This is a genomic window from Clostridium muellerianum, assembly GCF_012926525.1.
GTDB lineage: Bacteria > Bacillota > Clostridia > Clostridiales > Clostridiaceae > Clostridium_AM > Clostridium_AM muellerianum.
Window position 1 is genome coordinate 165,239 of sequence record NZ_JABBNI010000058.1, and the last position, 21,707, is coordinate 186,945.

The 21,707-nt window shown below is 29.3% G+C and carries 25 protein-coding genes and 1 pseudogene; 13 read left to right on the top strand and 13 right to left on the bottom strand.

The annotated features are described in order from the left end of the window. Nucleotides 1–76 precede the first annotated feature (76 nt). Together HBE96_RS20290 and HBE96_RS20295 are read right to left on the bottom strand one after the other, a co-directional pair. On the bottom strand, nt 77–241 hold the full coding sequence (locus tag HBE96_RS20290; protein ID WP_169299524.1) for a 4Fe-4S binding protein: 165 nt from the start codon (nt 239–241) through the stop codon (nt 77–79). A gap of 97 nt (nt 242–338) precedes the next feature. Next, complete coding sequence (locus HBE96_RS20295) at nt 339–740, bottom strand: pyridoxamine 5'-phosphate oxidase family protein (RefSeq protein ID WP_169299525.1); 402 nt, start codon at nt 738–740, stop codon at nt 339–341. Between the two features lie 256 nt (nt 741–996). Between HBE96_RS20295 and HBE96_RS20300 the strand changes: the two genes are divergently transcribed. Further along, nucleotides 997–1,335, top strand: a complete 339-nt coding sequence (locus tag HBE96_RS20300; protein WP_169299526.1) for a winged helix-turn-helix transcriptional regulator — start codon at nt 997–999, stop codon at nt 1,333–1,335. A 66-nt stretch (nt 1,336–1,401) separates the two neighbouring features. On the opposite strand, the gene HBE96_RS20305 is transcribed toward HBE96_RS20300, so the two are convergent. Then, nucleotides 1,402–2,082, bottom strand: coding sequence for a YczE/YyaS/YitT family protein (locus HBE96_RS20305; protein ID WP_169299527.1), 681 nt, complete (start codon nt 2,080–2,082; stop codon nt 1,402–1,404). Between the two features lie 294 nt (nt 2,083–2,376). On the opposite strand from HBE96_RS20305, the gene HBE96_RS20310 reads away from it, so the two are divergent. The 3 genes from HBE96_RS20310 to HBE96_RS20320 all read left to right on the top strand — a co-directional run bounded on the left by HBE96_RS20310 (nt 2,377) and on the right by HBE96_RS20320 (nt 4,623). Then, a complete protein-coding gene (locus tag HBE96_RS20310; RefSeq protein WP_169299528.1) occupies nt 2,377–2,799 on the top strand; it encodes a MarR family winged helix-turn-helix transcriptional regulator in 423 nt (140 codons plus the stop codon). 464 nt (nt 2,800–3,263) lie between these two features. Next, complete coding sequence (locus tag HBE96_RS20315; protein WP_169299529.1) at nt 3,264–3,815, top strand: helix-turn-helix domain-containing protein; 552 nt, start codon at nt 3,264–3,266, stop codon at nt 3,813–3,815. A gap of 91 nt (nt 3,816–3,906) precedes the next feature. Next, entirely contained in the window at nt 3,907–4,623 is a 717-nt protein-coding gene (locus HBE96_RS20320) for an alanyl-tRNA editing protein (RefSeq protein ID WP_169299530.1), read from the top strand. 167 nt (nt 4,624–4,790) lie between these two features. Here the strand turns inward: HBE96_RS20320 and HBE96_RS20325 are convergent, their stop codons facing one another. The 6 genes from HBE96_RS20325 to HBE96_RS20350 form a co-directional block, all read right to left on the bottom strand. Next, nucleotides 4,791–5,339 (bottom strand): biotin transporter BioY, encoded by a 549-nt coding sequence (locus HBE96_RS20325; protein ID WP_169299531.1) that lies wholly within the window; start codon nt 5,337–5,339, stop codon nt 4,791–4,793. A gap of 37 nt (nt 5,340–5,376) precedes the next feature. Next, entirely contained in the window at nt 5,377–6,333 is a 957-nt protein-coding gene (bioB, locus tag HBE96_RS20330; protein WP_169299532.1) for a biotin synthase BioB, read from the bottom strand. Between the two features lie 348 nt (nt 6,334–6,681). Then, nucleotides 6,682–8,274: a hypothetical protein gene (locus HBE96_RS20335; RefSeq protein WP_169299533.1), complete on the bottom strand. Its 1,593-nt coding sequence runs from the start codon at nt 8,272–8,274 to the stop codon at nt 6,682–6,684. Further along, nucleotides 8,267–9,148: an ABC transporter ATP-binding protein gene (locus tag HBE96_RS20340; RefSeq protein ID WP_206155012.1), complete on the bottom strand. Its 882-nt coding sequence runs from the start codon at nt 9,146–9,148 to the stop codon at nt 8,267–8,269. The genes HBE96_RS20335 and HBE96_RS20340 overlap by 8 nt, the downstream gene beginning before the upstream one ends. 210 nt (nt 9,149–9,358) lie before the next feature. Beyond that, complete coding sequence (locus HBE96_RS20345; protein ID WP_169299534.1) at nt 9,359–10,798, bottom strand: HAMP domain-containing sensor histidine kinase; 1,440 nt, start codon at nt 10,796–10,798, stop codon at nt 9,359–9,361. After that, a complete protein-coding gene (locus HBE96_RS20350) occupies nt 10,799–11,491 on the bottom strand; it encodes a response regulator transcription factor (protein WP_169299535.1) in 693 nt (230 codons plus the stop codon). Nucleotides 11,492–11,877: 386 nt separating this feature from the next. On the opposite strand from HBE96_RS20350, the gene HBE96_RS20355 reads away from it, so the two are divergent. The 7 genes and pseudogenes from HBE96_RS20355 (at nt 11,878) to HBE96_RS20385 (ending at nt 17,513) form a co-directional block, all read left to right on the top strand. Then, a complete protein-coding gene (locus HBE96_RS20355) occupies nt 11,878–12,549 on the top strand; it encodes a DUF4097 family beta strand repeat-containing protein (RefSeq protein ID WP_169299536.1) in 672 nt (223 codons plus the stop codon). 584 nt (nt 12,550–13,133) lie between these two features. Beyond that, a complete protein-coding gene (locus HBE96_RS20360) occupies nt 13,134–14,066 on the top strand; it encodes an alpha/beta fold hydrolase (protein WP_169299537.1) in 933 nt (310 codons plus the stop codon). A 200-nt stretch (nt 14,067–14,266) separates the two neighbouring features. After that, the gene (locus HBE96_RS20365) at nt 14,267–14,485 is read left to right on the top strand and encodes an LbetaH domain-containing protein (protein ID WP_206155013.1); all 219 of its coding nucleotides are present in this window, start codon (nt 14,267–14,269) and stop codon (nt 14,483–14,485) included. A 148-nt stretch (nt 14,486–14,633) separates the two neighbouring features. Further along, a pseudogene (locus HBE96_RS26500) lies at nt 14,634–14,889 on the top strand (YsnF/AvaK domain-containing protein); the annotation flags it as partial. Nucleotides 14,890–14,957: 68 nt separating this feature from the next. Next, complete coding sequence (locus HBE96_RS26505) at nt 14,958–15,119, top strand: hypothetical protein (protein ID WP_243187014.1); 162 nt, start codon at nt 14,958–14,960, stop codon at nt 15,117–15,119. Between the two features lie 138 nt (nt 15,120–15,257). Next, nucleotides 15,258–16,598 (top strand): DUF4179 domain-containing protein, encoded by a 1,341-nt coding sequence (locus HBE96_RS20380; protein ID WP_169299538.1) that lies wholly within the window; start codon nt 15,258–15,260, stop codon nt 16,596–16,598. Nucleotides 16,599–17,057: 459 nt separating this feature from the next. Continuing rightward, the gene (locus HBE96_RS20385; protein WP_169299539.1) at nt 17,058–17,513 is read left to right on the top strand and encodes a GNAT family N-acetyltransferase; all 456 of its coding nucleotides are present in this window, start codon (nt 17,058–17,060) and stop codon (nt 17,511–17,513) included. A 122-nt stretch (nt 17,514–17,635) separates the two neighbouring features. On the opposite strand, the gene HBE96_RS20390 is transcribed toward HBE96_RS20385, so the two are convergent. Together HBE96_RS20390 and HBE96_RS20395 are read right to left on the bottom strand one after the other, a co-directional pair. After that, a complete protein-coding gene (locus HBE96_RS20390; RefSeq protein WP_169299540.1) occupies nt 17,636–18,202 on the bottom strand; it encodes a pyruvate kinase alpha/beta domain-containing protein in 567 nt (188 codons plus the stop codon). Between the two features lie 178 nt (nt 18,203–18,380). After that, nucleotides 18,381–18,776, bottom strand: coding sequence for a pyridoxamine 5'-phosphate oxidase family protein (locus tag HBE96_RS20395; protein ID WP_169299541.1), 396 nt, complete (start codon nt 18,774–18,776; stop codon nt 18,381–18,383). Nucleotides 18,777–18,904: 128 nt separating this feature from the next. Here HBE96_RS20395 and HBE96_RS20400 point away from each other — a divergent pair, with 128 nt between their 5' ends. Then, entirely contained in the window at nt 18,905–19,240 is a 336-nt protein-coding gene (locus HBE96_RS20400; protein WP_169299542.1) for a winged helix-turn-helix transcriptional regulator, read from the top strand. A gap of 154 nt (nt 19,241–19,394) precedes the next feature. Here the strand turns inward: HBE96_RS20400 and HBE96_RS20405 are convergent, their stop codons facing one another. Beyond that, the gene (locus tag HBE96_RS20405; RefSeq protein ID WP_169299543.1) at nt 19,395–20,354 is read right to left on the bottom strand and encodes a LysR family transcriptional regulator; all 960 of its coding nucleotides are present in this window, start codon (nt 20,352–20,354) and stop codon (nt 19,395–19,397) included. A gap of 115 nt (nt 20,355–20,469) precedes the next feature. On the opposite strand from HBE96_RS20405, the gene HBE96_RS20410 reads away from it, so the two are divergent. After that, nucleotides 20,470–21,246: a sulfite exporter TauE/SafE family protein gene (locus HBE96_RS20410; RefSeq protein WP_169299544.1), complete on the top strand. Its 777-nt coding sequence runs from the start codon at nt 20,470–20,472 to the stop codon at nt 21,244–21,246. Here the strand turns inward: HBE96_RS20410 and HBE96_RS20415 are convergent. Then, nucleotides 21,238–21,594 carry a winged helix-turn-helix transcriptional regulator gene (locus HBE96_RS20415; protein WP_169299545.1) on the bottom strand — a complete coding sequence of 119 codons (357 nt, stop codon included), beginning with the start codon at nt 21,592–21,594 and terminating at the stop codon, nt 21,238–21,240. The two genes, HBE96_RS20410 and HBE96_RS20415, sit on opposite strands and share 9 nt — an antisense overlap. Nucleotides 21,595–21,707: the final 113 nt, after the last annotated feature.

Genomic DNA, 21,707 nt, shown 5'->3' on the forward strand with positions numbered 1-21,707 from the left:
TTTATCACATTGAAAAAGGCCGTAATCACCTTGTGGAGCAAGTAATTCTCCCTTTTTTCATAGCAAAATCCTTTCATTATTTTGCATATTTAATAGCCTTTACAGGGCAATTTTCTAAGCAAAGACCACAATGTAAGCAGTTTGCTTGTTTTATAAAATAAGGTAAGCCTTTATCTACACACTGCTGAGGGCAGATTCTTCTATTATTCTTTATATAATACTTAATTAATACAAATAGCACTTATTTGCAGTAATTAAGCATTATGAGAGTTACACTAATCATTAGAATTTAAGAAATTACATTATATCATAGCTATGATATAATGTAATTTCTTAAATTAAAGAGTATATTCTGCAGGCGGATTTCCTGAGAAATCAGCTATAACAGCTTTTGTACCTGTAAGATAGAATACTTCAAATATTGGATTATCAGCAGTTTGATACTGACTTTTTACAATAGGATTGTTCATGCATGCTTCTTTTGCAGACATATTGTTTTCAAACACAGCCTTACCATTTAGACGAATCCATGCATACGAAGGACTAGAAACAGAAATTTCAATGTAAGGGTTTTCCTTCATGTCTTTATAAACATCTTTAGTATTATTAGTGCAGAACCACAGCTTACCATCCTTTTCAAGACAAAACATGAAAGGACGACATTTTGCCTTTCCATCACGGCCCACTGTTGCAAGATACTGTACTGGATTTTCACTTAAAAACTTTACTACTTCATTCATATTTAATATCTCCTCATTATATTTCAGTTATTTATATAGAAATTACTTTCATTAACGTTAATAATTTTAAATTTATTGATTTTTGCCGGTTACAATTATATAATATATTCCATAGTATGCTTTTGCAAGTAAGCACTTTTAAGTAATATAAGTACCTATAGGTAACTATTTAGTTATTACAAGGCTTTGAAGCATAAGTTATTAGTAGTAGATAGTAAATACAGATGCCTAATATAAAAAAAGGAGGTGAAATTTTATGAAAAAAGAATTACCTGCTTGTCCTGTTGAAACTACTCTTTTACTCATTGGTGAAAAGTGGAAGGTGTTAATATTAAGAGATCTTATGGAAGGTACTAAACGTTTTGGTGAATTAAAGAAATCAATAGGTACAATAAGTCAAAAGATGTTAACTCAGCAGTTAAGAGAGATGGAGGAGGATGGATTAGTTAGTCGAAAGGCTTATGCTGAAATCCCACCAAGAGTTGAATACTCACTTACAGAATACGGGGTTAGTCTAAAGCCTATACTTGATTCCATGTGGGCATGGGGTGAACAATATAAAGAAAAGATAAAGGCAAACTCAGATTTATACTAAAAAAGTGGAGAGTATTTTAATTGATATTGAACAACAATAAATTGAGAGGAACTAAAAGCAATTAGGTTATACACTCTGATTGCTTTCAGAATCTTGATTTATACATATAGTATTTCTAGATTTAAAATATTGAAAAACAGCACTATATATTTTTGTGATATTTCCTACAAGTATAGCACAAATTACTGTTCCTTCGCGCACTCCTTTTATATTTCCAAAAGTGAAAAGTGAAATTATTATTGCAATTATACATAAAGTGGAATCAAATATAATTTTTACATTTCCAAATTTTTTTGCTAATTTATTAGAAATAGCTTTTACAACACCTTCTCCAGGATTTATAATTACATTAGCAACAACCTGTAAATATACTCCTAAAGCTAAGAGTGAACATCCCAAAAGTAAAACAAGCATTTTTATTAAATAAATATTAGGATTTACAGAGGCAAAAATGTTCATTCCTAAATCAACGAAGAAACCAAAGAATGGACCTACAAATAATTGAAGGTATTGTTCTTTGGGAAAATCTTTTCTTAAAACAATTATTTCCACAAGAAAAAATACAATACTCAATAAAAAGGTGAATTGCCCAACAGTAAGCGGGAATATCATAGAAAGTACATAGGGCAGACTATTAATAGGGGTTGTTCCTAAACCTGATTTTGAGGTTAGGCTTATTCCTAAACCCATAAAAAATAAACCCAGAATAAATATAAAATATCTTAAAATTATTTTGTATTTGCACATTAGTAGCACCTCCTTAAAAAATAGTTCTTGTTTATAGCAATAGTTTCATATGCAACTATTATTATAATGATTTATAAATACGGTGTCAATATTTACTTTTAGTTATTAAATGATTAGTATTTTGATATTTCTACTTTTTAAGTTTGTATTTTCATATGGCATCTGATTAATAAGCATTAGATGAAGTTGGCTTTTATTTTATGTTATTTATGTTTTGATTAGAATTGATTGACAGTATAGTATATTTACTTTAAAATTAAGGTTGCATATGAAACTTAAGTTGGAGGATTATTTATGAAGGATTTATCAAAATATATTTCTGTAGCACATAGACGTTCGCAAATATTTTATACAGAACATCTTGAAAAACTGGGAGTTACCAGTGGACAGTTTATGTATATAGTTTGCATTTGTAAGAATCCGGGATATACCCAGGATGAATTATCTCAACAATTGATTATAGATAAGAGTACTGTAGCAAAGGTTTTATCTCAGCTTGAAGCAAATGGATTTATTACTAAAGCTACAAATTTAAATGATAGACGTGCGTTTAATATTTTCCCTACAGGTAAGGCAATTGATGTATATCCTAAAATATTGGAAATAAAAGATCAGTGGCATCATAGAATAACAGAAAATTTAAGTGATATAGAATGTGATGTTTTTCAAAAGTTAATGGAAAAGGTTATGGAGAATAGTATTAAAACATGGAAGTAAAGCTATGTTTTAATACTAAATACTTATAATAATCTATTTTTTACTTGTTTCTGCAATAATATTGTTACGAAGTGAAAATTTTATGAGCTTTGATCTGGAAAAAAATATCAGTATAAGTAAAGTTTATTTGAAGCTAATAATTGATTTATAAAATAAGAAATCTACTAAAAGTCTATTGTAGACTTTTAGTAGATTTCTTATTCTACATTTGATAACATGGATACAAAATTGATATGTATAAGAGGCGTAATGAGTAGTATGCTACAATACCTTGGTGAAAAAGATGGGGATAATATATAGTTTTAGATGCTAAATAATAAATATTTTTAAAATAAAATTTGAAATTATAGTTTACAATATGTATAATATATTTAACGATCGTAAAATATAACTAACAGATATAAGATATAATTAACAAAATTTGAATGCATTTTAATACTTATTTACTAATGGAGGTTTCATATATGAATCTAAATACAATAATTGGAGAAAATCTTAAGCGATTAAGATTAGAAAGAAATTTAAGTTTTGGGCAATTGGCGGAGTTATCTGAAGTAAGTAAAGTAATGATTTCTCAAATTGAAAAGGGAGATAGCAATCCAACAATTAATACTATTTGGAAAATTGCAAAGGGGCTAAATGTTCCATATACTATGCTTATTGATAAACATGAAGATCAAACTTCTGTGGTAAAAAAGTCAGACGCTGAATACCAAGCTAGTGAAGACGGAAGTTATCGTGTTTATTGTTATTATGGAAGCACACCACATAGAAATTTTGAATTGTTTTTACTTGAATTGGATTCAGGTACATCGTATACATCTATTGGTCATTCGCAAAAGTCTCAGGAGTACATAAATATTCTTCAAGGTGAACTTGTATTATCAACAAATGATAAGGATTATTTATTGAAAGAAGAGGATTCTATCTGTTTTCTATCGGAAGAACCTCATGTTTATAGAAGTTGTGGAAAGAATACTCTTAAAGCCACGGTTGTAAATTTTTATCCAATTTAATTAAAGAAAAATATTGGTAAAATAAGGGCTGGATTTAAAAGTGTTGGGCTATTATTTAATGGTTTTAAATAAATTTTTGGAGGAATGAAAAATGAGTGAATTAATATTTCAAAAAGACAGCTATTTAAAGGAGTTTGATTGTAAAGTTATTGGGGTAGATGAGTCTGAAAATGCTGTTATTTTGGATAAAACAGCATTCTATATTGGTGGGGGTGGCCAACCATGTGATTTTGGAGTGTTGGAAACAGCTGCAGATAAGTATGTTGTTAATAAGGTTAAGAAAAAGGGAAGTGATGTATACCACTATATTGATGGAAAACTTCCTAAAGTTAATGAAGTATGTGTGGGAAAAATAGATTGGGAACATAGATATAAAATGATGAGAACTCATACAGCTATGCATATTTTATGTGGTGTTGTATGGAGGGACTATAAAGCTCAAGTAACCGGTGGAGATATGGACTGTTTAAAGGGGAGAATGGACTTTGAATTTGAAAACTTTGACAAAGAATTAATAGAAGAAATAGAAAAAAAGGTTAATGAAGAAATAAAGTGCAAAAGAAACATTAAAGTAAATATTTTAGAAAGGGAAGAGGCTTTTAAAATTCCTGATTTAATAAGAACGAAAATAAATCTTTTACCAGAAGGAATTAAAGAAATAAGAACAGTTGAAATTGAAGGACTGGATCTTCAAGCAGATGGAGGAACTCATGTAAAGAATACTGCTGAAGTTGGGAAAATAAAAATAGTGGACTTTAAAAGTAAGGGGAAAAATAATAAAAGAATATATGTTGAAATAGAAGATTAGATTAATACTTAACAAATGTTAATGATAATTATAATTACATTTGTTTAGTTGAAGAGCTTTAGTCATGATAAAGAAGGAGATGCTTAAATACATAGGCGTCTCCTTCCTGTGTTTATGAGTTTATTTATAAAAACATTCTTGTGGATTATAATCATAGATTAAGTTAATTAAGCTTGGAATAAATTAGCTTTAATTAATGGCTTACGAATTTGAGGACCTATTAAAGTAGCAATTAAAATCTTAATAAGGTCACCAGGTATGAACGGAATTACGCCTGCAGCAAGTGCTGAACCTAGTGACAGATGAGCTTGATATGATAACCATACAGTACCGAAGGCATAACATACAGCAGTACCAACTACCATACCTATAAAGCATAGATACCATTTGTTAAAAAAAGTATCAATAAAAAACCCTGCAATTAGTGCCATAAAGAAAAATCCTATAATATATCCACCAGTTGGGCCTAAGATTTTAGATGGACCACCAGTGAAACCAGAGAATACAGGAACGCCAACAAAACCGATTAACATATATATTATATAACTGACACTGCCTTTTTTCATGCCAAGTGTGTAAAGTGCAAAATAGATTGCTAAGTTTGTGAAAGAAATTGGTATCACACCAATAGGGATTGATAAAGGTCCAAGAATGCAAATCACTGCAGCCATAACTCCTATAACTGCCATTTTGTAGATATTAGATTTGTTTTTCATAATTTTCCTCCATTTTAATTTTAGTAATATAAAAATATTATTTTGAAATATCAAAGCCTAAACTAGTTAGCATTTCTTTATCCTGTATAGTATCATTGCCTATAGTGGTTAACATATCTCCAGTGATTGTAGCATTACAACCAGACAGGAATATCCTAGCACCACCATCTTTAAAGTAATTTCTGCCTGCTGCTATACGAATATATGCAGTAGGATTAATATAACGGAATATAGCAACAGTTCTTAAAATATCTTCTTCAGCAAGAGGCTTTAAATTTTCATAACATGTCCCTTTAATAGGCATAAGTGCATTAATAGGAATAGAATCTATTTGTAATTCTGATAGACTTACAGCCATATCAATACGGTCATTCCAGGTTTCACCCATACCAATGATACCGCCAGAACAAACTCTAAGACCAACTTTTTTTGCCAGCATAATTTCGTGAATTTTATCTTCATATGTATGGGTAGTGCAAATATTAGGAAAGTTGCGTTTAGAAGTTTCTATGTTTTCATGATACATTGAAACGCCAGCCTTCTTTAAACGAATGAATTGTTCTTCAGTTAGAAGACCATGAGAAGCACAAAGACTAATTCCACATTCCTTATACATTTTTTTGTACGATTCAATAGCTTTATCAAAATCTTTTCCTGTTAAGGATCTACCAGCCGTAACAATGGAATAGCGGTGTATGCCATTTGATTCATTCTTTTTACAATCCTCTAAAATTATATCGGGATCTAAAAATTTATATTCTTTAATTCCAGTGTGATGATGAGCAGATTGAGCACAGAATTTACAATTTTCACTGCAACTACCACTACGAGCATTGATGATGGTACAAAGATCAACCTTATTGCCACATAGTGCCTGACGAATTATATTAGCACCTTCAAGAAGTTCCTTTATATCTGTGGTCAAAAAGGAACTGAAATCTTCTCCTCTTTTTAAACGTCTGCCCGAAATAATTTCTTTTGCTAAATCTTTCATTTTAAAATCCTCCATTTAAATGCTTAAGTGTAAACAAAGTATCCCAACATCAATTAAAATTACATAAATATTATGTATTAATTAATAAACTATCAAAAAATATGTTTGGCATATATTGAAGTATATATGAACATAAAGATATTGTCAACCATTTTTATGGCTAAGGTTAACAATTGCATTTCCTATTTAAAATATAATTAGATTATGAATGAAAGTTTTGATAATAATAAAAGAGGTAGTTATCAATAGTAACTACCTCAGGTTGTTCATAAACTCAGCACTTTAAAAAATGTTAGGTTTAATTTTTTTCATCATAAACACTTCTATCTTCAAATTTATATATTTATATTAATAACATTTAAGTCTATTATTTTTTATAATCATTGAAGATGCTATTAGAAAAGTTCCAATAACTAAAAATATAATTGGAATATGGCACATTACAGCCCTTGTGGTAAGTCCAAGAAAATCTAAACTTGTTAAACCATTTAATATACCTACATACCATAAAATTATATAAATTATTTCAAAGGCAGTAGGACTTCTAGCAAAATTTCCAATAAAAATTCCTAAAGCATTTACAAAGAAGATTCCCATTAAAATATAAAGAATTCCTAAAAAATTATGCAGTAGCAAAAACTTTATTATCACAGCTGTATTTATAAGTATAGTGAATAAAATTCCAGCAGCAGTAAAATTTAAAGGCTCTGTATTCCTGTAATTTTTATAAGTTAAAAGATAATTTTCCATATTAAAATCTGTTTGAACAGTACCTAATTTAGACCATATAAAAATAGGCAGAATCCATATTACAGGGATTAAAAACTTATTTAAGGTATCGCCTTTTGAAAAAAGTACTCCTATAGAGCAGAAAATCAAGATTGCATACCAGTATAAATTAGGTGAAGTAAGTATAATTTTAAAATTACTTTTCAATATACTGAGATTGTTAGAATAGGTTTTGTTTTCGAAAATTTCACTTAACATTGTTCCCTTAAAAGGGGTATATTTCTTTTCTTGTACAATACTATTAATATTTTTAGAAGCTTTTGTTCTAATAAGGGAAGTTCTTTTAAAAAACATGGAGACTAAAAAAAGCAAAAGAATACCTATAAAAATCCAAAATAATCTTTGGAACAATATGTTTAAACTAATGTTTACATTATCCATTATAAAAGTCTTAATATTTCCATGAAGCGGGCCACTTGTGCCAAGACTAAAAGAATCTATATCAGCAAGCTCTTTAAAGTTAAGCTTTAATTGTTCCGATATTATTTTGGCAGCAGTATTCATTCCAAAAACATCTGCTAAAGTAGAAGTTCTATTTTGGATGGAGTATATTATTATTCCAGACCAGGCAAAGAAGTATACTACATTTCCAAAGGAGTTTCTTAGAAAAGGAATAACCTCAAAGATTATTGCTATAACTGCTGTAATAAAACAAGCTGGCACTGCTAATATTAAAAAGGGTGTTAAAAGTTTAATTGGCTGCAAATAGCAGCTTTCACCTCTAACAAATTGCATTATAATAGTAATTATAATAACTACAAGCATTTGAAGTAGAAGAAATAGTAAATTACCAAAGGCTTTTCCAAATATAAATATCCAGGATTTTGTTCCTATAGAAGCTGTTATTTCACCTATTAAAAGTTCTTTTTCTCTTTTTATAGAATTTCTAACAAAGTAAAATCCAATTAAAGTTACAACACTGATAAAGGCTATGGTAGAAACCCAGCCAAGCCATACGGAATTATAAATACCTCTATAGAAGTATTTACCAAAGGAATAGTTTAACGTATAGTAAAGACTGCTGTTATTTTGTGGAAAAAATAAATAGGATATATACATTATTAAAAGAGTTATAATGAAGGTAGTTTTACTTCTTGTTCTATCTAAAAAATCAGATATTCCTATATAGTAAATTTCATATATGCTATTCAATATTTTCACCTCTCTTTTTTGAAGTATAATAAATATAAGCATCTTCAAGGGTAGGAATCACGCTTAATGCATTTTGCAATGGTTTTGATTCTGATATTATTCTTATAACCATTCCTTCACTTCTTCTTATTATATTTCCTGTTATATAGTTATCCTTTATTTCTTTAAGGTGACTTTCTTCAGTTAAACATTCCCATACTATTCCCTCTAATGAATTTATAAGTTCTTCATTTTTACAAAAACACATGAGCTTACCTTTATCAATAAGAACTATTTTTTCAGCTGAAGCTTCTACATCAGACACTATATGGGTAGATAATATTATTATTTTATCTTTTGATAAACTATTAATTAGATTTCTAAAGTTCATTCTTTCATTGGGATCTAATCCTACGGTGGGTTCATCTACTATAAGAATTTTAGGATCATTTAAAAGAGCTTGTGCAATGCCTATTCTTTGCTTCATACCACCAGAATAATTTCCAATACTTTTATTTGCAGCGTCTCTAAGATTTAGTAAATCAATAAGTTCATTTATTCTATTTACTGCTTTTTTCATGTTAAGTCCTTTTAAAGCTGCCATGTATTTTAAAAATTCAATAGCATTTAAATTAGGAAATACTCCAAAGCTTTGAGGTAAATATCCTAAAGCATGTCTAAGTTCATCACCATTTTTATGAATGTTACATCCATTCCAAGTAATAACACCTTCTGTTGGCTTTGAAACTGTGGCTATCATCTTCATTAATGTTGATTTTCCAGCACCATTTGCACCTAAAAGACCTATTATTCCTCTTTCTAATTCCAGATTAAAATTTGAAAGAGCTGTAAAATTATTTGAGTATTTTTTAGAAACATTTTTGATTGAAAGCATAATATTTCCTCCTAAAATTAAATTGTAAAATTATCTGATGGTTATCCGCTTTAATACTTCAAGTAACTTTATGAAAGAGACTATAACTAAATTAAAGGCTTAAAATATATGTTTTCAAGTTGAAGCAAAGAGCGGGTAGGTACCAAATAAACTCACTTAAAATAATAATAGATTAGCCTTAATATAAAGCTAATCTAACATTAATAAATTCTAAAATTTAAGAGGAATAGAGATAATAAATAAATTATTTTCGGATTCACTAGAAGTAAGTTTGATATCTCCACCATGTTTTTTTATAATCTTTTTTGTTATAGCTAGACCCAAGCCACTTCCGCCAGCACTAATTTCTGATTTCACAAAAGGTTCAAATATTGTATATCTAATTTCTTTATCAATATATTGTGCATTATTGCCAATTTGTAAAATTACATTATTATCTTCTAAATAACAAGCAATCTTTAATTTTGTGTAATCTTCATTATGATTTAAAGCATTATTAAAAATGTTGGAGAGTGCTCTTTTCATAAGCTTTTCATCAAATTTAAATATAATAGGATAGTCACTTATGTTGAGGTCTAAGTTAAAGTGCTTATTTTGAAATTCTTCATAGTATTCTACAATGAGACGTCTAAGCCATTCAGTAAAGTTAAGCTTTACTAAAGAAGGACTATATTCGGAATCTTCTAGTTTTGAAAGTGCAAATAAATCTTCAATGAGTGTTGTAGAGTATATTGCTTTATTATGTATTATCTTTAAGAATTTTTCTTTTTCCTCCAAGGTTACATTCTCTTCTAGCAAAAGTTTGGAGAATCCTTGAATAGAGGTTATAGGTGTTTTTAAATCATGAGATATATCAACTAAAAGTCTTTTTTTGCTCTCATCTATTCTTTTATTTTCTTCTTTAACTTTTTCAAGTTCTATTACCATTTCATTAAATTCAGTTTCAACATCTTGAAGTTCTTTTAAACCTTTTATATTAGCCCTAGTGCCATAATTCAGTTTTTTTAAGCTTTTTATGCTGCGAATAAAGTTTTTAAGAGGATTTGTTATAAATTTAGAGCTTATAAGGCTGCAAATATATAAACCTATTAACAAATAAAGAAATTGAGTTAAATATAGTATTCCATAAACCTTAAAAGAAAGAAGAATGTCAGCTTTAGTATATAAATTAGGTTTATAGGTAAAGGAAAGTGAGAGTTTTCTTCTATCAATTTTGTAAAGAAAAAGATAGGGTTCAGCATGCTTTCCTTTTACTGAAAACACTTCTCCATAGTAAGGACTTTGAGATGAATAATTTCCAACAGAAGATAATCTAAATAGTTGTTCATCATTGTATTGCATTATATTATCTTTTTTTTCGCCCTTTATGTAGATTACTTTTTTATCTTTGTTTAGGACTTCTTCCCAAGCACCTATTTTAGAAAGAAAACCTAAATTTATTTTATCGAAGTCTTCATTATAATAAGAAGACATGGGTATATTATTGATTTGTTCATTATTGAAAACAAGCTTTTTTACTATAAACGCTGAGGATTTATAGGATAATTGTATAATTACATACAATACTAGAAAGGTTATTAAACAATTTATTATAAGAAAGTTTTTTACACCTAATTTTTTCTTAATAATATTAAAGTTAAACTTCATCATTTAATTACCTTCAAATATATAACCAAGGCCTCTTATAGTCTTGATAAACTTAGGTTCTTTAGGATTGTCCTCTATTTTTTCTCTTAACTTACTTATATAAACCATTATAATTTTTTCATCTCCAAGATAACATTGTCCCCATACATCTTCATATAATTGCCCTTTAGTGAAAACCTTATTTTTATTTTTCATAAAAAAGCATATAAGTTTATACTCAAAGGAGGTCAGCTGAAGTTCCATATCATTCTTATATACTTTACAGCTTTCTTCATCCAACTTTAGGTGCTTATTAATAATTGTGAGGTTGATTTCTTCCTTAGTGTTGTTAAATATGGTACTTCTTCTTAAAAGTGCTTTAACTCTTGCAATAAGTTCTAGAGTATTAAAGGGTTTGGCAAGATAATCGTCTGCACCAAGGAATAGACCATCAATTTTATCAATATCTTCGCCTTTAGCAGATAAGAATATTATAGGAGTGTTACTTTTTTCTCTAATTTTTCTTAAAACTTCTTTTCCATCAAGGCCAGGCATCATTATATCTAGTATTACAATATCTATTTGCTGTTTTTCAAAAATTTCTAATGCTTCTTTTCCATTAAATGCTTTATAGGTATTATAGCCATTATTCTTCATATAGAAATTTATTAACTCTACAATTTCTTTGTCGTCATCTACAATTAAAATTGAATTCATATTTTTAATTCCCCCTATAATCCTTAATATTGATTTATCCAATTGTTAAGCTGCTGAATGCATGATTTTAAGTTTCCGCTGAAAAAAATCCCACTTAAACCTAAGAATCATTTGATGGTATTCTATAGTAAGTAGTTTAATATCACTATTAATTTACGTCAAGTTTTGGAAGATAAGGTATTAAAGTGCTGCCAAAGCTTGTAAGAATGTGCTTATGAGTAGGATAACCCTTCAATGTGTATTCCTGTAAAATAAAAATTATCATAAAATTAAGCTCCTATTAATTTTACATTAATCCCAGAAGTATATACTCATATTAAGCTTGAAAAATTAGCATGCGAAATAAAACTAAAAGCTTGAAAACATATTATACGGAGGTACTAATCGTGATAAAAAAGGTGTTATTAATTTTTGTACTGATTTTAGCTGTGGCAGGAGGTATATTATTCTTTTCGCCAACTAAAGCTGAGAATTCACAAAGAATATTTACTTCAAAAGAAATAGAAAATTTAAAGGAAATATCATTAGAGGGAGATTTTGATGTTAATATTACAGCTTCTGATTCAAAGGATATAAAATGCAGCTTTTCTAAGGCTCAAAAAGGATTTATATTTGGAGCTTATAACTTTGAATCTGGTATAGAAAATGATGTTTTAAATGTTACTTCAAGTAGTAGAATAGGTACAGTTTGCCTTGGGGGCTATGAAAGATTAAGTTTAAATATTGATATACCTAAAATTTATAAAAATAAGCTATCTATAAAGTCTAAATTGAGTAAAATAAAAATAGTGAATTCAAGTTCAAAGGATATAAAGTGTGATGTACATGATAGCAATATAAAAATTTCACTAAATAATATATGTGGTAATATTACTGTAAATTCAAACTTAGGAAATATAAATTTAAAGCTTCCTAAAGATGAAAAATTTAATTTGTCTGCCAAATCACATATGGGAAAGGTGACTAATAATCTTGACTCAAATGTAGATCATTCTTTAAAAGAAAAGAATATTAATCTTTTATCTTCAGATGGTGATATAAATATAAGTGGAAATTAACAATGAGATATACTATCTCATGCAATATTTAATAGTTTTTTTAAAGTTACAACATGAAAAAAGTGAGATGTAATTGATGGAAGTGAAAGTGTGAACGATGATATTTAACAAGTAAATAATGTAGTGTTGAAAATTGTTATATTTTCTACAGAATTATGGAATATATGAATAAAGTAGAGTAATATCATCATAAATTAAAGCACATATGATTCAATAGCTTTATCAAAATCTCTCCCTGCTAAGGATCTGCCAGCAGTAACAATAGTTCTTTGAAAACAGTGATCATGGATTGTTCTGGGAACAGCGCAATAAATTTAACGAATTTCACAATCCAGTTTTTACTAAAAACCAGGTGATGAATTTAGACTTTACGATGCAGTTTCAATTTTCTTATCTTGCAACTGATGCAGATCTGGAGATTAATATTTGTAAACGATTGAATGTGTAGACAAAAAAAGGTACAATTAATATGTGTGTAATTTTTAATACATTTAGAAAAAGATAGTAAAGCTTATACAGTGTAAATGCTGTTTGCAATATTATTCTTTTTTATAGAAAATAAATATATTTTGGGGAGGGTTATTATGTCATTTCAAGAAAAAGGTTTTAAATCATTTAATGAAAAAGATACAGTGCAAGCGTGGATTTATACTCCTATTCGTAAACCTCGTGGAATTATTCAACTTGTACATGGTTTTGGAGAACATTCACGTAGATATTTACATATGATATTAAAGCTGAATGAGGCAGGTTTTATAGTGGCAGCTGATGATCATGTAGGACATGGAAAGACAGCGTATGATTCAGGTAATTGGAGTGATTGGGGAGATAAAGGCTATATGACAATGGTAGAAGATGAACATACTCTTCGTAAAATTGTACAGGAAGAATACCCTAATTTACCTTATTTCATGTATGGACACAGTATGGGATCTATGATTGCCAGATGTTATGCTGCTGCTTATGGAGAAGGAATAGATGGTTTGATTTTATGCGGAACTTCAGGTGTGTTTCCAAATGCAGCTGAACTTGTACCTGTTTTGGAAAAAGAAATAGATGAAGGTAAGGGAGAAGAGAGTGATCTTGCTTCTTTAGACAAGCTTTTAGGTTGGATGACAAAGCGCTGTGAAAATTCTACTACAGCAAATGACTGGATTTGTGGTGATCCTGATGTGGTAGCAGACCATGCAAATGATCCATTCAATAACTTTAAAACACCACCTAATATACGTTCACTGTACCATTTTGTTAAAATGATGGACAGTATTGTTGGAACACAGTGGGCAGAAAAAGTACCAACATCAATTCCTGTTTATAATATGGCTGGAGATCAAGATCCAGTTGGTCAGTATGGAGAAGGCGTTTATGCTGTATCTAATTGGCTTGCAGAAACAGGACATAAGGTAAAAACAAAAGTTTATCCTGGAAAACGACATGAAATCCATAACTATCGTGACATTAGGGATGAAGTTGAGGATGGAATGATAGATTTTATAAACAGCATTATTAAGAAATAGTAAAAGTGTGCTTTATTTTGTTCAAAGTATTAAATAATTTCTGAGTTAAATTGAGAGTTTAAAGATGTTAAATCTGTTATTGATTTTAAAGATACTTATTGTGGATTAAAAGATTATGAAAGAGTTGTGACCATATGTATATGGATGGATAGGAACAGACCTTTGGGAATAAACACTAATGGGATATTACTGTGTTTTAAATGCAATTTCATATTGGAAATAATGTTTGGATTGCTTGTAATGTTGTGACTTGTGGAGGTGTCAATATTGGGGATAACGTAGTTATCGGTGTAGGCAGTGTTGTTACAAAGGATATACTAGGTAACTATATTCTATATGGCAATCCATGTGCCAATAAGAATGATTACAGAAAAAAATTCAAAGTTAGACTTATTGTAATTATTCATAGCATAACATAGTTATGGGATGAATTAATATTATTTAAGGATATTTTTATATAATGTGAATTTTCTATGGAGAGGTGAGTATATTACTTACCTCTTTTATTTATTATGAATTTAAAATTTTTTCAATTCAAAAATATGTTCTTGTAAGAGGTAAATTATCATGAAAATATTTGACAGTATTTTAGACAATGATGATAAGAAGAAGGATAAAGATGAAGGAAGACTTACGCTTCATAAGGAAGAGCTTGATATAAATAAAAGTGTGGTTCAAAAGGGTGAAGTTGAATTAATCAAAGAAATTGTTGAAGAACAGAAAAACAGTGGATGTTCCAGTTACTCATGAAAAAGTTGTCATTGAAAGAAGGTCAATAGATAATGAAACAAATTATATTAATGTAAGAAAGCATGAGAATATTTTTTTATTATTAACGTTATATAGAGTGTAAAAGCTTTTACAAAATACCTGTTTATAGGGAGAATTAATATGAAAATAAATGAAACAAACTATATTGAAAAACTAAAAAAAGGTGATGAGAAAGCATTAGATTATATTGTAGACCAACATCTTCCATTGGTTAAAGGTACAGTACGCAAGATTTTGATGCAATTCAATGATTCAGGACTTATAGAAAAATCTTTGTTCTAAAGTTCATTTTAGGGTACAAGTCTACAGAGATAGCTGAAAAATTGAATATAACCAAAGCAGCTGTAGACAATCGAATATACAGAGAAAAACGAAAGCTTAGAAAAAAATTTATAAAATCAAATTTGGAGGTAGTTTAGTATGAAGGACATTTACGAAATTCTAAATGATGTTGATATAGATGAAAAAGAATTTGAAGAGGCTTGTGTAAGTAAGGAAGATAAAGATAGAATTAAACTTAATTTAAGAAAAACTATAACTAAGAAAAAATTAAGCTGTAAAAAGAAGGCAGTAATTGCAGCTACTTTAACTTTTATTATTTGTTCTTCCGTAATATCAGTTAATCCAGCATTAGCAAATGAAATACCGGTGATTGGGGATTTATTAAATAAGAACTTAATTAGTGTAAACAAACATTACAAAGATTACATTGATGTTATTGGAAAGACAAAATCTGATAAAGGTATAGATATAACCTTTGAAAATGCAATAGCAGATGATAATGAACTTTTCCTAAGCTTTACTTTGAAAAATAACAATGAGGAAATTAAAAATAACTATTCAAATGCTCTTATGATCCCTACATCACTCAAGGTAAATGGAGAAAAATTAGATATAAACTTTGGACCTTCTTGGGAGGTTATTGACAATAACACTATTAGAGTACTTCAGAAGATTCGCTGGTCCCAATATGAAAAAAAGGATAAGATGAATATAGATATAGGCATAGATGAGCTTTATGGAAAGAAAGGAAACTGGGGAGTCAGCTTCTCTGTTGATAAAAGCAAGCTAGTACAAAAGACAGTTCAATATAAGGTTAATAAAAAAATTGATATTAACGGTATAGAAGGTAAAATAGACACAGTTAAAGTTTCGCCTCTAACAGTATCTATAAATGGAACAGGAGACATTAATAAGACTGCTGAAAAAGGCCAGTTTGTGGATTTTATAGCTTTAGATGATAAAGGCTGCGGCTTGTTGTGGAATGGAAGTGGAAATGAGGGTTCAGGAAATTCAAGTACATGGTCTACAGGTTTTATCAATACAGAAAACTCAAGTAATTTAACAATCATACCAGTATATAGAGGTAAACAAGAAGAAAATAAACTTTCTGCTGTAAAACTGAATGTTACCACAGCAGCTAAACCATTAGTATTAAATATAAATGCTGATAGAAGTATAAGGGTAAAAGATTACTTTATTGAAGGTGATTACCTAGTTATAAAATATGCTCAGCAATACAATGGTAAGGAAGCTTTAAGCAATGTGCTGGATACACCAATATATTTGACTGTTGATGGCACTGAAATGAAGGAAGCTGTTGATGATGCGGCTAAGAGTATTCGTAATAAATATGATAATAATACTCAGCCAGTAAGTGTATATAAGATTGGAAAATCTAGAGATATTATGTTAGGCACATATGATGGTTTCAATTTAACAATTATGAAGGATAAGAGTATTACAGTTAAAACAAAATAAAATACAACAAGGTATAGTTAGTAACAATTGAAAAAGTAAATAATTTTCTAGAACATCACATTGTTCAAATTTGAATAATGTGATGTTTTTTCAGCATAATACAAATATATGATCTATTTATAGTGAATTCATGATTCGCAGATTTTCTAAAAAAACAGCATAATTAATAAAAATGTGTATTTATAAATGATGAACGTTAATGTATAACAAGAAGTTAACAAATTTTAAATTTTCTTCTTTTTATACAATAATTGTATTATATATCAAAAGTTATTAATCCATAAGAAAATATTAGCAAATATAGGAGCAAGTCAATAAAATGTATAACAAACTTCATGGTTTGAATTAGGATGAAGTTATTTATAACGTACAAGATTTAGAAGTATTATTAAATAATGGCATAATATTTTTGTAAAGATGTCTTTATAGTATTTTTTAACATTTATAGGAGTGTTTTTTATGAATATATTATTTAAAAGGGCAGGTATTGAAGATACACAGAGATTATTAGAAGTGCAAAAAATGAGCTTTTATGATGATTATATAGAATATGGAGAGTGTCCTGGATATGAACATTCTTTAGAGTATATGGAAAATATTATAAAGACATCCGTAATATGTAACATAATTTATAATGATGTGATAGTAGGTGACATAGTTGTGCGAAAACGTGAAAACAACAATTATTATTTGGGTGGAATATGCATTATTCCAGAATATCAGAATTTTGGTATTGGTCAAAGAACAATAATGCATATAGAGAAAGACAATGTAAGTGCCGTTTGCTGGGAGCTGGAAACTCATTTTAATAGATATAGAAATCACCATTTTTATGAAAAGATGGGCTATAAGAAGATTGGTGAATACAGGCATTCATATAAATTAGTGTTATTCAAGTTTAAAAAGATAGTATAATATTAATATTTAAATACCGTATTATTTAGAATAGTATGTTTGCTTTACATAAAGGAAGTATATCAATAGAATAATACGGTATTTTTGTATATTTAATTATATAGGTATTCTTATATCATGTTCTATTTTTGTAATTCGTAAGAATTCAAAGGTTTGCAGATTATTTCATTAACTCTAAGTTTTTCAAGGTTTCGTGTAGATGCAGCCTGCATCACTAGTGCTGTATCTGAACCTTTTCCAGTTCCGGCAACCGCTATTACTTTTTCACCATTTGTCAATAAACATGCGTCTGAAGCCATGAGAACTATTTCATAGCAAACTTTAACTCCTTCGCAAAAGCGTCTTAAAAAGTTTGCTATAATCATTGGAACATTAGATGAATACAACTTATCGGTGTGGAAAAGCATTGTACCAAAATGCACTTCATGTCCATTTTCTTTCAATGTTTTAACTAATTCTTTAGGAAAAGCATTTTCTTTTCTATTAAAATCATATTGATGTGGTATTACAATCAACTGTACTCCCTTGTCTTTAAAAAAATACATAGCTCTTTTTGCTGTTGACCCCGTAGTTGAAGCTAGTACCAATTTTTTAATTCCAAGAACCCTTAATCTTTCTTCAGCCAGCTTGAATGTTTCAATTGTATTATCATCTTTTACGTTTTCAAAATATACTGTCTTAACTTCCATAATATATCTCCTTACTTATCTTGTAGTTATATTCGTATATAGGATTTTTTATAGTGCAACAGAGAAACATCCTCCTTCACTATCCTTTGTCCTCTGAAAAGCTGTGTTACATTATGCTTAAATTGCTAAAGTTAAGTCTTTAATAAATGGTCTGACGTACCAAGAAATTTAGTTAGTATTATAGTGAAAATGTTTCAGGTTCAGCAGTGAAAGAAGAAATAGTAGCTGTTCCTTTGGTAAAGTACAATACTGCAAAAATTCCATCATCAACGCTGTACATGGATTTTAAAGATGGAACAGCTTCAAGTGCTAATTCTTTTACTTCACGTCTATCGTCATTTGCAACTTCTCCAGTAATACGAATCCATTGACCTTTTTTGTTCATACCACTAATTTCAACCTTAGGGTTTTCCATCATTTGTTTAAAACACTTTTTTGTATTATTTGAGACAATATATAGTTTTCCTTCATATTCAAATACAGCACCAAAAGGTCTTACTCTTGGTTGATCTCCTTCATTAGTTGCTAGGTAAAAAGTACCAATTTCCTTTAAAAATTCTAATGCTTTTTTCATAATTATTGCTCCTCTCATATATGTATGTTAAAATTGATTATGCAATAATAATAACATGTACAATAAAAATAACAAGTACGATTTTTTGACATTGTAAGTATATAAAAGATACTATTGGAGGAAATATAATGGAGAATACTAATAACCTTTTTGGAAAATGTCCATATTTTACAGCACAAAAAGTGTTTTCAGGAAAATGGTCAATTTTAATTATGTATCATTTAAATGAAGGACCACTGCGTTATGGAGAACTACAAAGAAGAATAGAGGATATAACACAGGCTACATTAACAAAGCAATTGAGGATGTTGGAAGACTTTGGACTAGTTAGCCGGCATGTTTATTCAGAAATTCCACCTAAAGTGGAGTATTCGCTGACCGATTTGGGAAAAGCATTCAGACCAGTGCTAAAAGAGTTTAGAATTTGGGGAGATAAGTATATTGAATATATTAAAAGTAAGTAGGTGTCAATATAACTACAGAAAATAATCTTTTTGGAGCTGTCACACTAAGAATAGATACTATAATATGCCATATTAGTTTTTAATTTATAAAACACCATATTGTAGATAAATTGACTAGTTAAGCAACTCCCTTTTTATACATTTTTCAGCAAGTTCAAGGAATAAGTTTATTTTTATAAAATTCTGCAGTGTAATCAATAAAACGCTTAGTGGCTTTAGCAACATATCTCTTTTTGTTATAAGCAATAGCAACTCCACGCTTTGGCATAGGGCATTTCAATTTGTAAAAACGGAGATTTTCTGCATCAGGAGAACATTTTATAAGGGTATCGGAAATGAAAACAGCTCCAAGTCCTTTTGAAGCAAACTCAAAGGAAGTCATTTGCTGATTGAAGGACATTTTTACTAATGGAGTAATGTTATAATAATGAAAAATAGACTTTGATCTTCCAAAGATTTCATTTGTTGGTTCTAGCAAAAGAAAAGGAAAATTTTCCATGCCATATAGATCAATAGCTGGCTGGTTTTGAGAAAGATGCTTATTTTTTCTGATTTCCTCAGAGGTCATTCCACAAGTAAAAATTTTTGTATCTATAGGAAGATTCAAAGGGATACCTAGTAAAATTTGATTTTCAAATAAAGGAACAGATTGGAAGAGTTCTTCTTCAAACCAATCAGTATCTAAAATTAAGTCAATGAGCCCATCTGCCAGCATATCTTTAAGTACAGGAAGAGATGCTTCCTTTGCAGCAATTTCTACTCCTGGATACTGATTTGAAAATTCAACAATAAGTTCAGGAAGCAAATAGGTCATAGATATGATAGCACCACCAATTGTAATTTTCCCAACTTTAACTTCATTTAAGTTTTCAAAGCAGTCAGCACATTCTTGTTCTATTGATACAATTTTTTCCACTTTATCTATGTATATGTGTCCAGCAGCTGTTAATTTTAGCGGGGATGTTTTTCGTTCGAATAAAGGTTGACCAATTTCCTGCTCCAATTTACGAATTGAAATACTCAAGGCTGGTTGTGTCATATGCAAGTTTTCTGCTGCCTTTGAGAAGCTTCCAGACTTATATACTTCATAAACATAATTCATATTTTGAAACAATTTTATCACCCCTGTATAAATTAAATTTATATATATAGTAAAATATATAAATTTGATTATATAACAAAACAATGATAATATCAACTCATCAATAAAGGTTGCAAGGAGATTGAAAATGATTGAGTATATTATCGTATGTCCATTGGTTTTTTTTGCTGGTTTTGTAGATGCAATTGCAGGTGGAGGAGGGCTTATATCCATTCCAGCCTTCATGATTTCTGGAGTTCCGGTTCATTTGGCTATTGGTACAAATAAATTGAGTTCAAGTATGGGAACAACTATAGCTACATATCGCTATGCTAGAAATGGCTATATCAAATTGAAATTGGCAGCTTGTAGTGCTGTTTGTGCATTGATGGGATCATCAATTGGTGCTGTGATTGCCTTAAAAATTAATGATTTTTACTTTAAAATTTTGATGTTAGCCATATTACCAATTACTGCTTTTTATGTTTTGCGTAAACGTAATTTTGAAGCTAGTGAAGACATTAAAACATTATCAAAGGTTAAAACCTATTTAATTTGTATGCTCATAGCATTTTTGGTAGGATTGTATGATGGTTTTTATGGACCTGGAGCAGGAACATTTCTACTATTATTACTTACAGGTGTTGCGCATTTGGGTTTAAACCTGTCAGCAGGAACCACGAAAGCTATTAACTTATCTTCAAATGTGGCAGCATTAATTACCTTTATGATAAATGGAAAGGTAATTCTTATTTTAGGGTTAGTTGCAGGGTTGTTTAATATTGCAGGAAATTATATTGGTGCTGGTTATTTCACCAAAAGTGGGACAAGAATAGTACGACCTATTATTATGACTGTATTAGCCATATTCTTTGTTAAAGTATTATTTGACATATTGCCTGTGCAACTTCTTAGTTTATTCTGATTTATTACAAGGTATTGGTACATCATTTAATTTAAAATAGTCTTCTCCCCACTTACAAAGTAGTTTTACTATAGGAACAAATGTATTGCCCAGCTCGGTAAGTGAGTATTCTGTCTTAGGTGGAACTACAGGATAAAGAACGCGATTGATAATGCCATCACTTTCCAATTCCTTCAACTGGTGACTGAGCATTCTTGGCGTTGCTTGTGGAATACGTTTTTGTATTTCATTATATCGCAGCGTCTTATCAATGAGTTCATATATTATAATAGCTTTATACTTCCCACCAACAATATCCATTGCGGCTTCTACTGTACAGTGATAACTTTCTAATTTAGCTCTATCCATATTAAATCTCCTTACTATCAAAAAGTATAGTATGTAACTAAAAGTATATTATATAACAAAAAAGTGCATTATTGCTAAGTTGCTTATTTACGATATAATTATAGTTGAGGCAA

Bases quoted from the DNA above. Each gene is read 5' to 3' on its own strand.
- HBE96_RS20295 (WP_169299525.1), bottom strand. From the start codon at position 740: ATGAATGAAGTAGTAAAGTTTTTAAGTGAAAATCCAGTACAGTATCTT.
- HBE96_RS20300 (WP_169299526.1), top strand. From the start codon at position 997: ATGAAAAAAGAATTACCTGCTTGTCCTGTTGAAACTACTCTTTTACTC.
- HBE96_RS20305 (WP_169299527.1), bottom strand. From the start codon at position 2,082: ATGTGCAAATACAAAATAATTTTAAGATATTTTATATTTATTCTGGGT.
- HBE96_RS20310 (WP_169299528.1), top strand. From the start codon at position 2,377: ATGAAGGATTTATCAAAATATATTTCTGTAGCACATAGACGTTCGCAA.
- HBE96_RS20315 (WP_169299529.1), top strand. From the start codon at position 3,264: ATGAATCTAAATACAATAATTGGAGAAAATCTTAAGCGATTAAGATTA.
- HBE96_RS20320 (WP_169299530.1), top strand. From the start codon at position 3,907: ATGAGTGAATTAATATTTCAAAAAGACAGCTATTTAAAGGAGTTTGAT.
- HBE96_RS20325 (WP_169299531.1), bottom strand. From the start codon at position 5,339: ATGAAAAACAAATCTAATATCTACAAAATGGCAGTTATAGGAGTTATG.
- bioB (WP_169299532.1), bottom strand. From the start codon at position 6,333: ATGAAAGATTTAGCAAAAGAAATTATTTCGGGCAGACGTTTAAAAAGA.
- HBE96_RS20340 (WP_206155012.1), bottom strand. From the start codon at position 9,148: ATGCTTTCAATCAAAAATGTTTCTAAAAAATACTCAAATAATTTTACA.
- HBE96_RS20345 (WP_169299534.1), bottom strand. From the start codon at position 10,798: ATGATGAAGTTTAACTTTAATATTATTAAGAAAAAATTAGGTGTAAAA.
- HBE96_RS20350 (WP_169299535.1), bottom strand. From the start codon at position 11,491: ATGAATTCAATTTTAATTGTAGATGACGACAAAGAAATTGTAGAGTTA.
- HBE96_RS20360 (WP_169299537.1), top strand. From the start codon at position 13,134: ATGTCATTTCAAGAAAAAGGTTTTAAATCATTTAATGAAAAAGATACA.
- HBE96_RS20365 (WP_206155013.1), top strand. From the start codon at position 14,267: ATGCAATTTCATATTGGAAATAATGTTTGGATTGCTTGTAATGTTGTG.
- HBE96_RS26505 (WP_243187014.1), top strand. From the start codon at position 14,958: ATGAAAATAAATGAAACAAACTATATTGAAAAACTAAAAAAAGGTGAT.
- HBE96_RS20380 (WP_169299538.1), top strand. From the start codon at position 15,258: ATGAAGGACATTTACGAAATTCTAAATGATGTTGATATAGATGAAAAA.
- HBE96_RS20385 (WP_169299539.1), top strand. From the start codon at position 17,058: ATGAATATATTATTTAAAAGGGCAGGTATTGAAGATACACAGAGATTA.
- HBE96_RS20390 (WP_169299540.1), bottom strand. From the start codon at position 18,202: ATGGAAGTTAAGACAGTATATTTTGAAAACGTAAAAGATGATAATACA.
- HBE96_RS20395 (WP_169299541.1), bottom strand. From the start codon at position 18,776: ATGAAAAAAGCATTAGAATTTTTAAAGGAAATTGGTACTTTTTACCTA.
- HBE96_RS20400 (WP_169299542.1), top strand. From the start codon at position 18,905: ATGGAGAATACTAATAACCTTTTTGGAAAATGTCCATATTTTACAGCA.
- HBE96_RS20410 (WP_169299544.1), top strand. From the start codon at position 20,470: ATGATTGAGTATATTATCGTATGTCCATTGGTTTTTTTTGCTGGTTTT.
- HBE96_RS20415 (WP_169299545.1), bottom strand. From the start codon at position 21,594: ATGGATAGAGCTAAATTAGAAAGTTATCACTGTACAGTAGAAGCCGCA.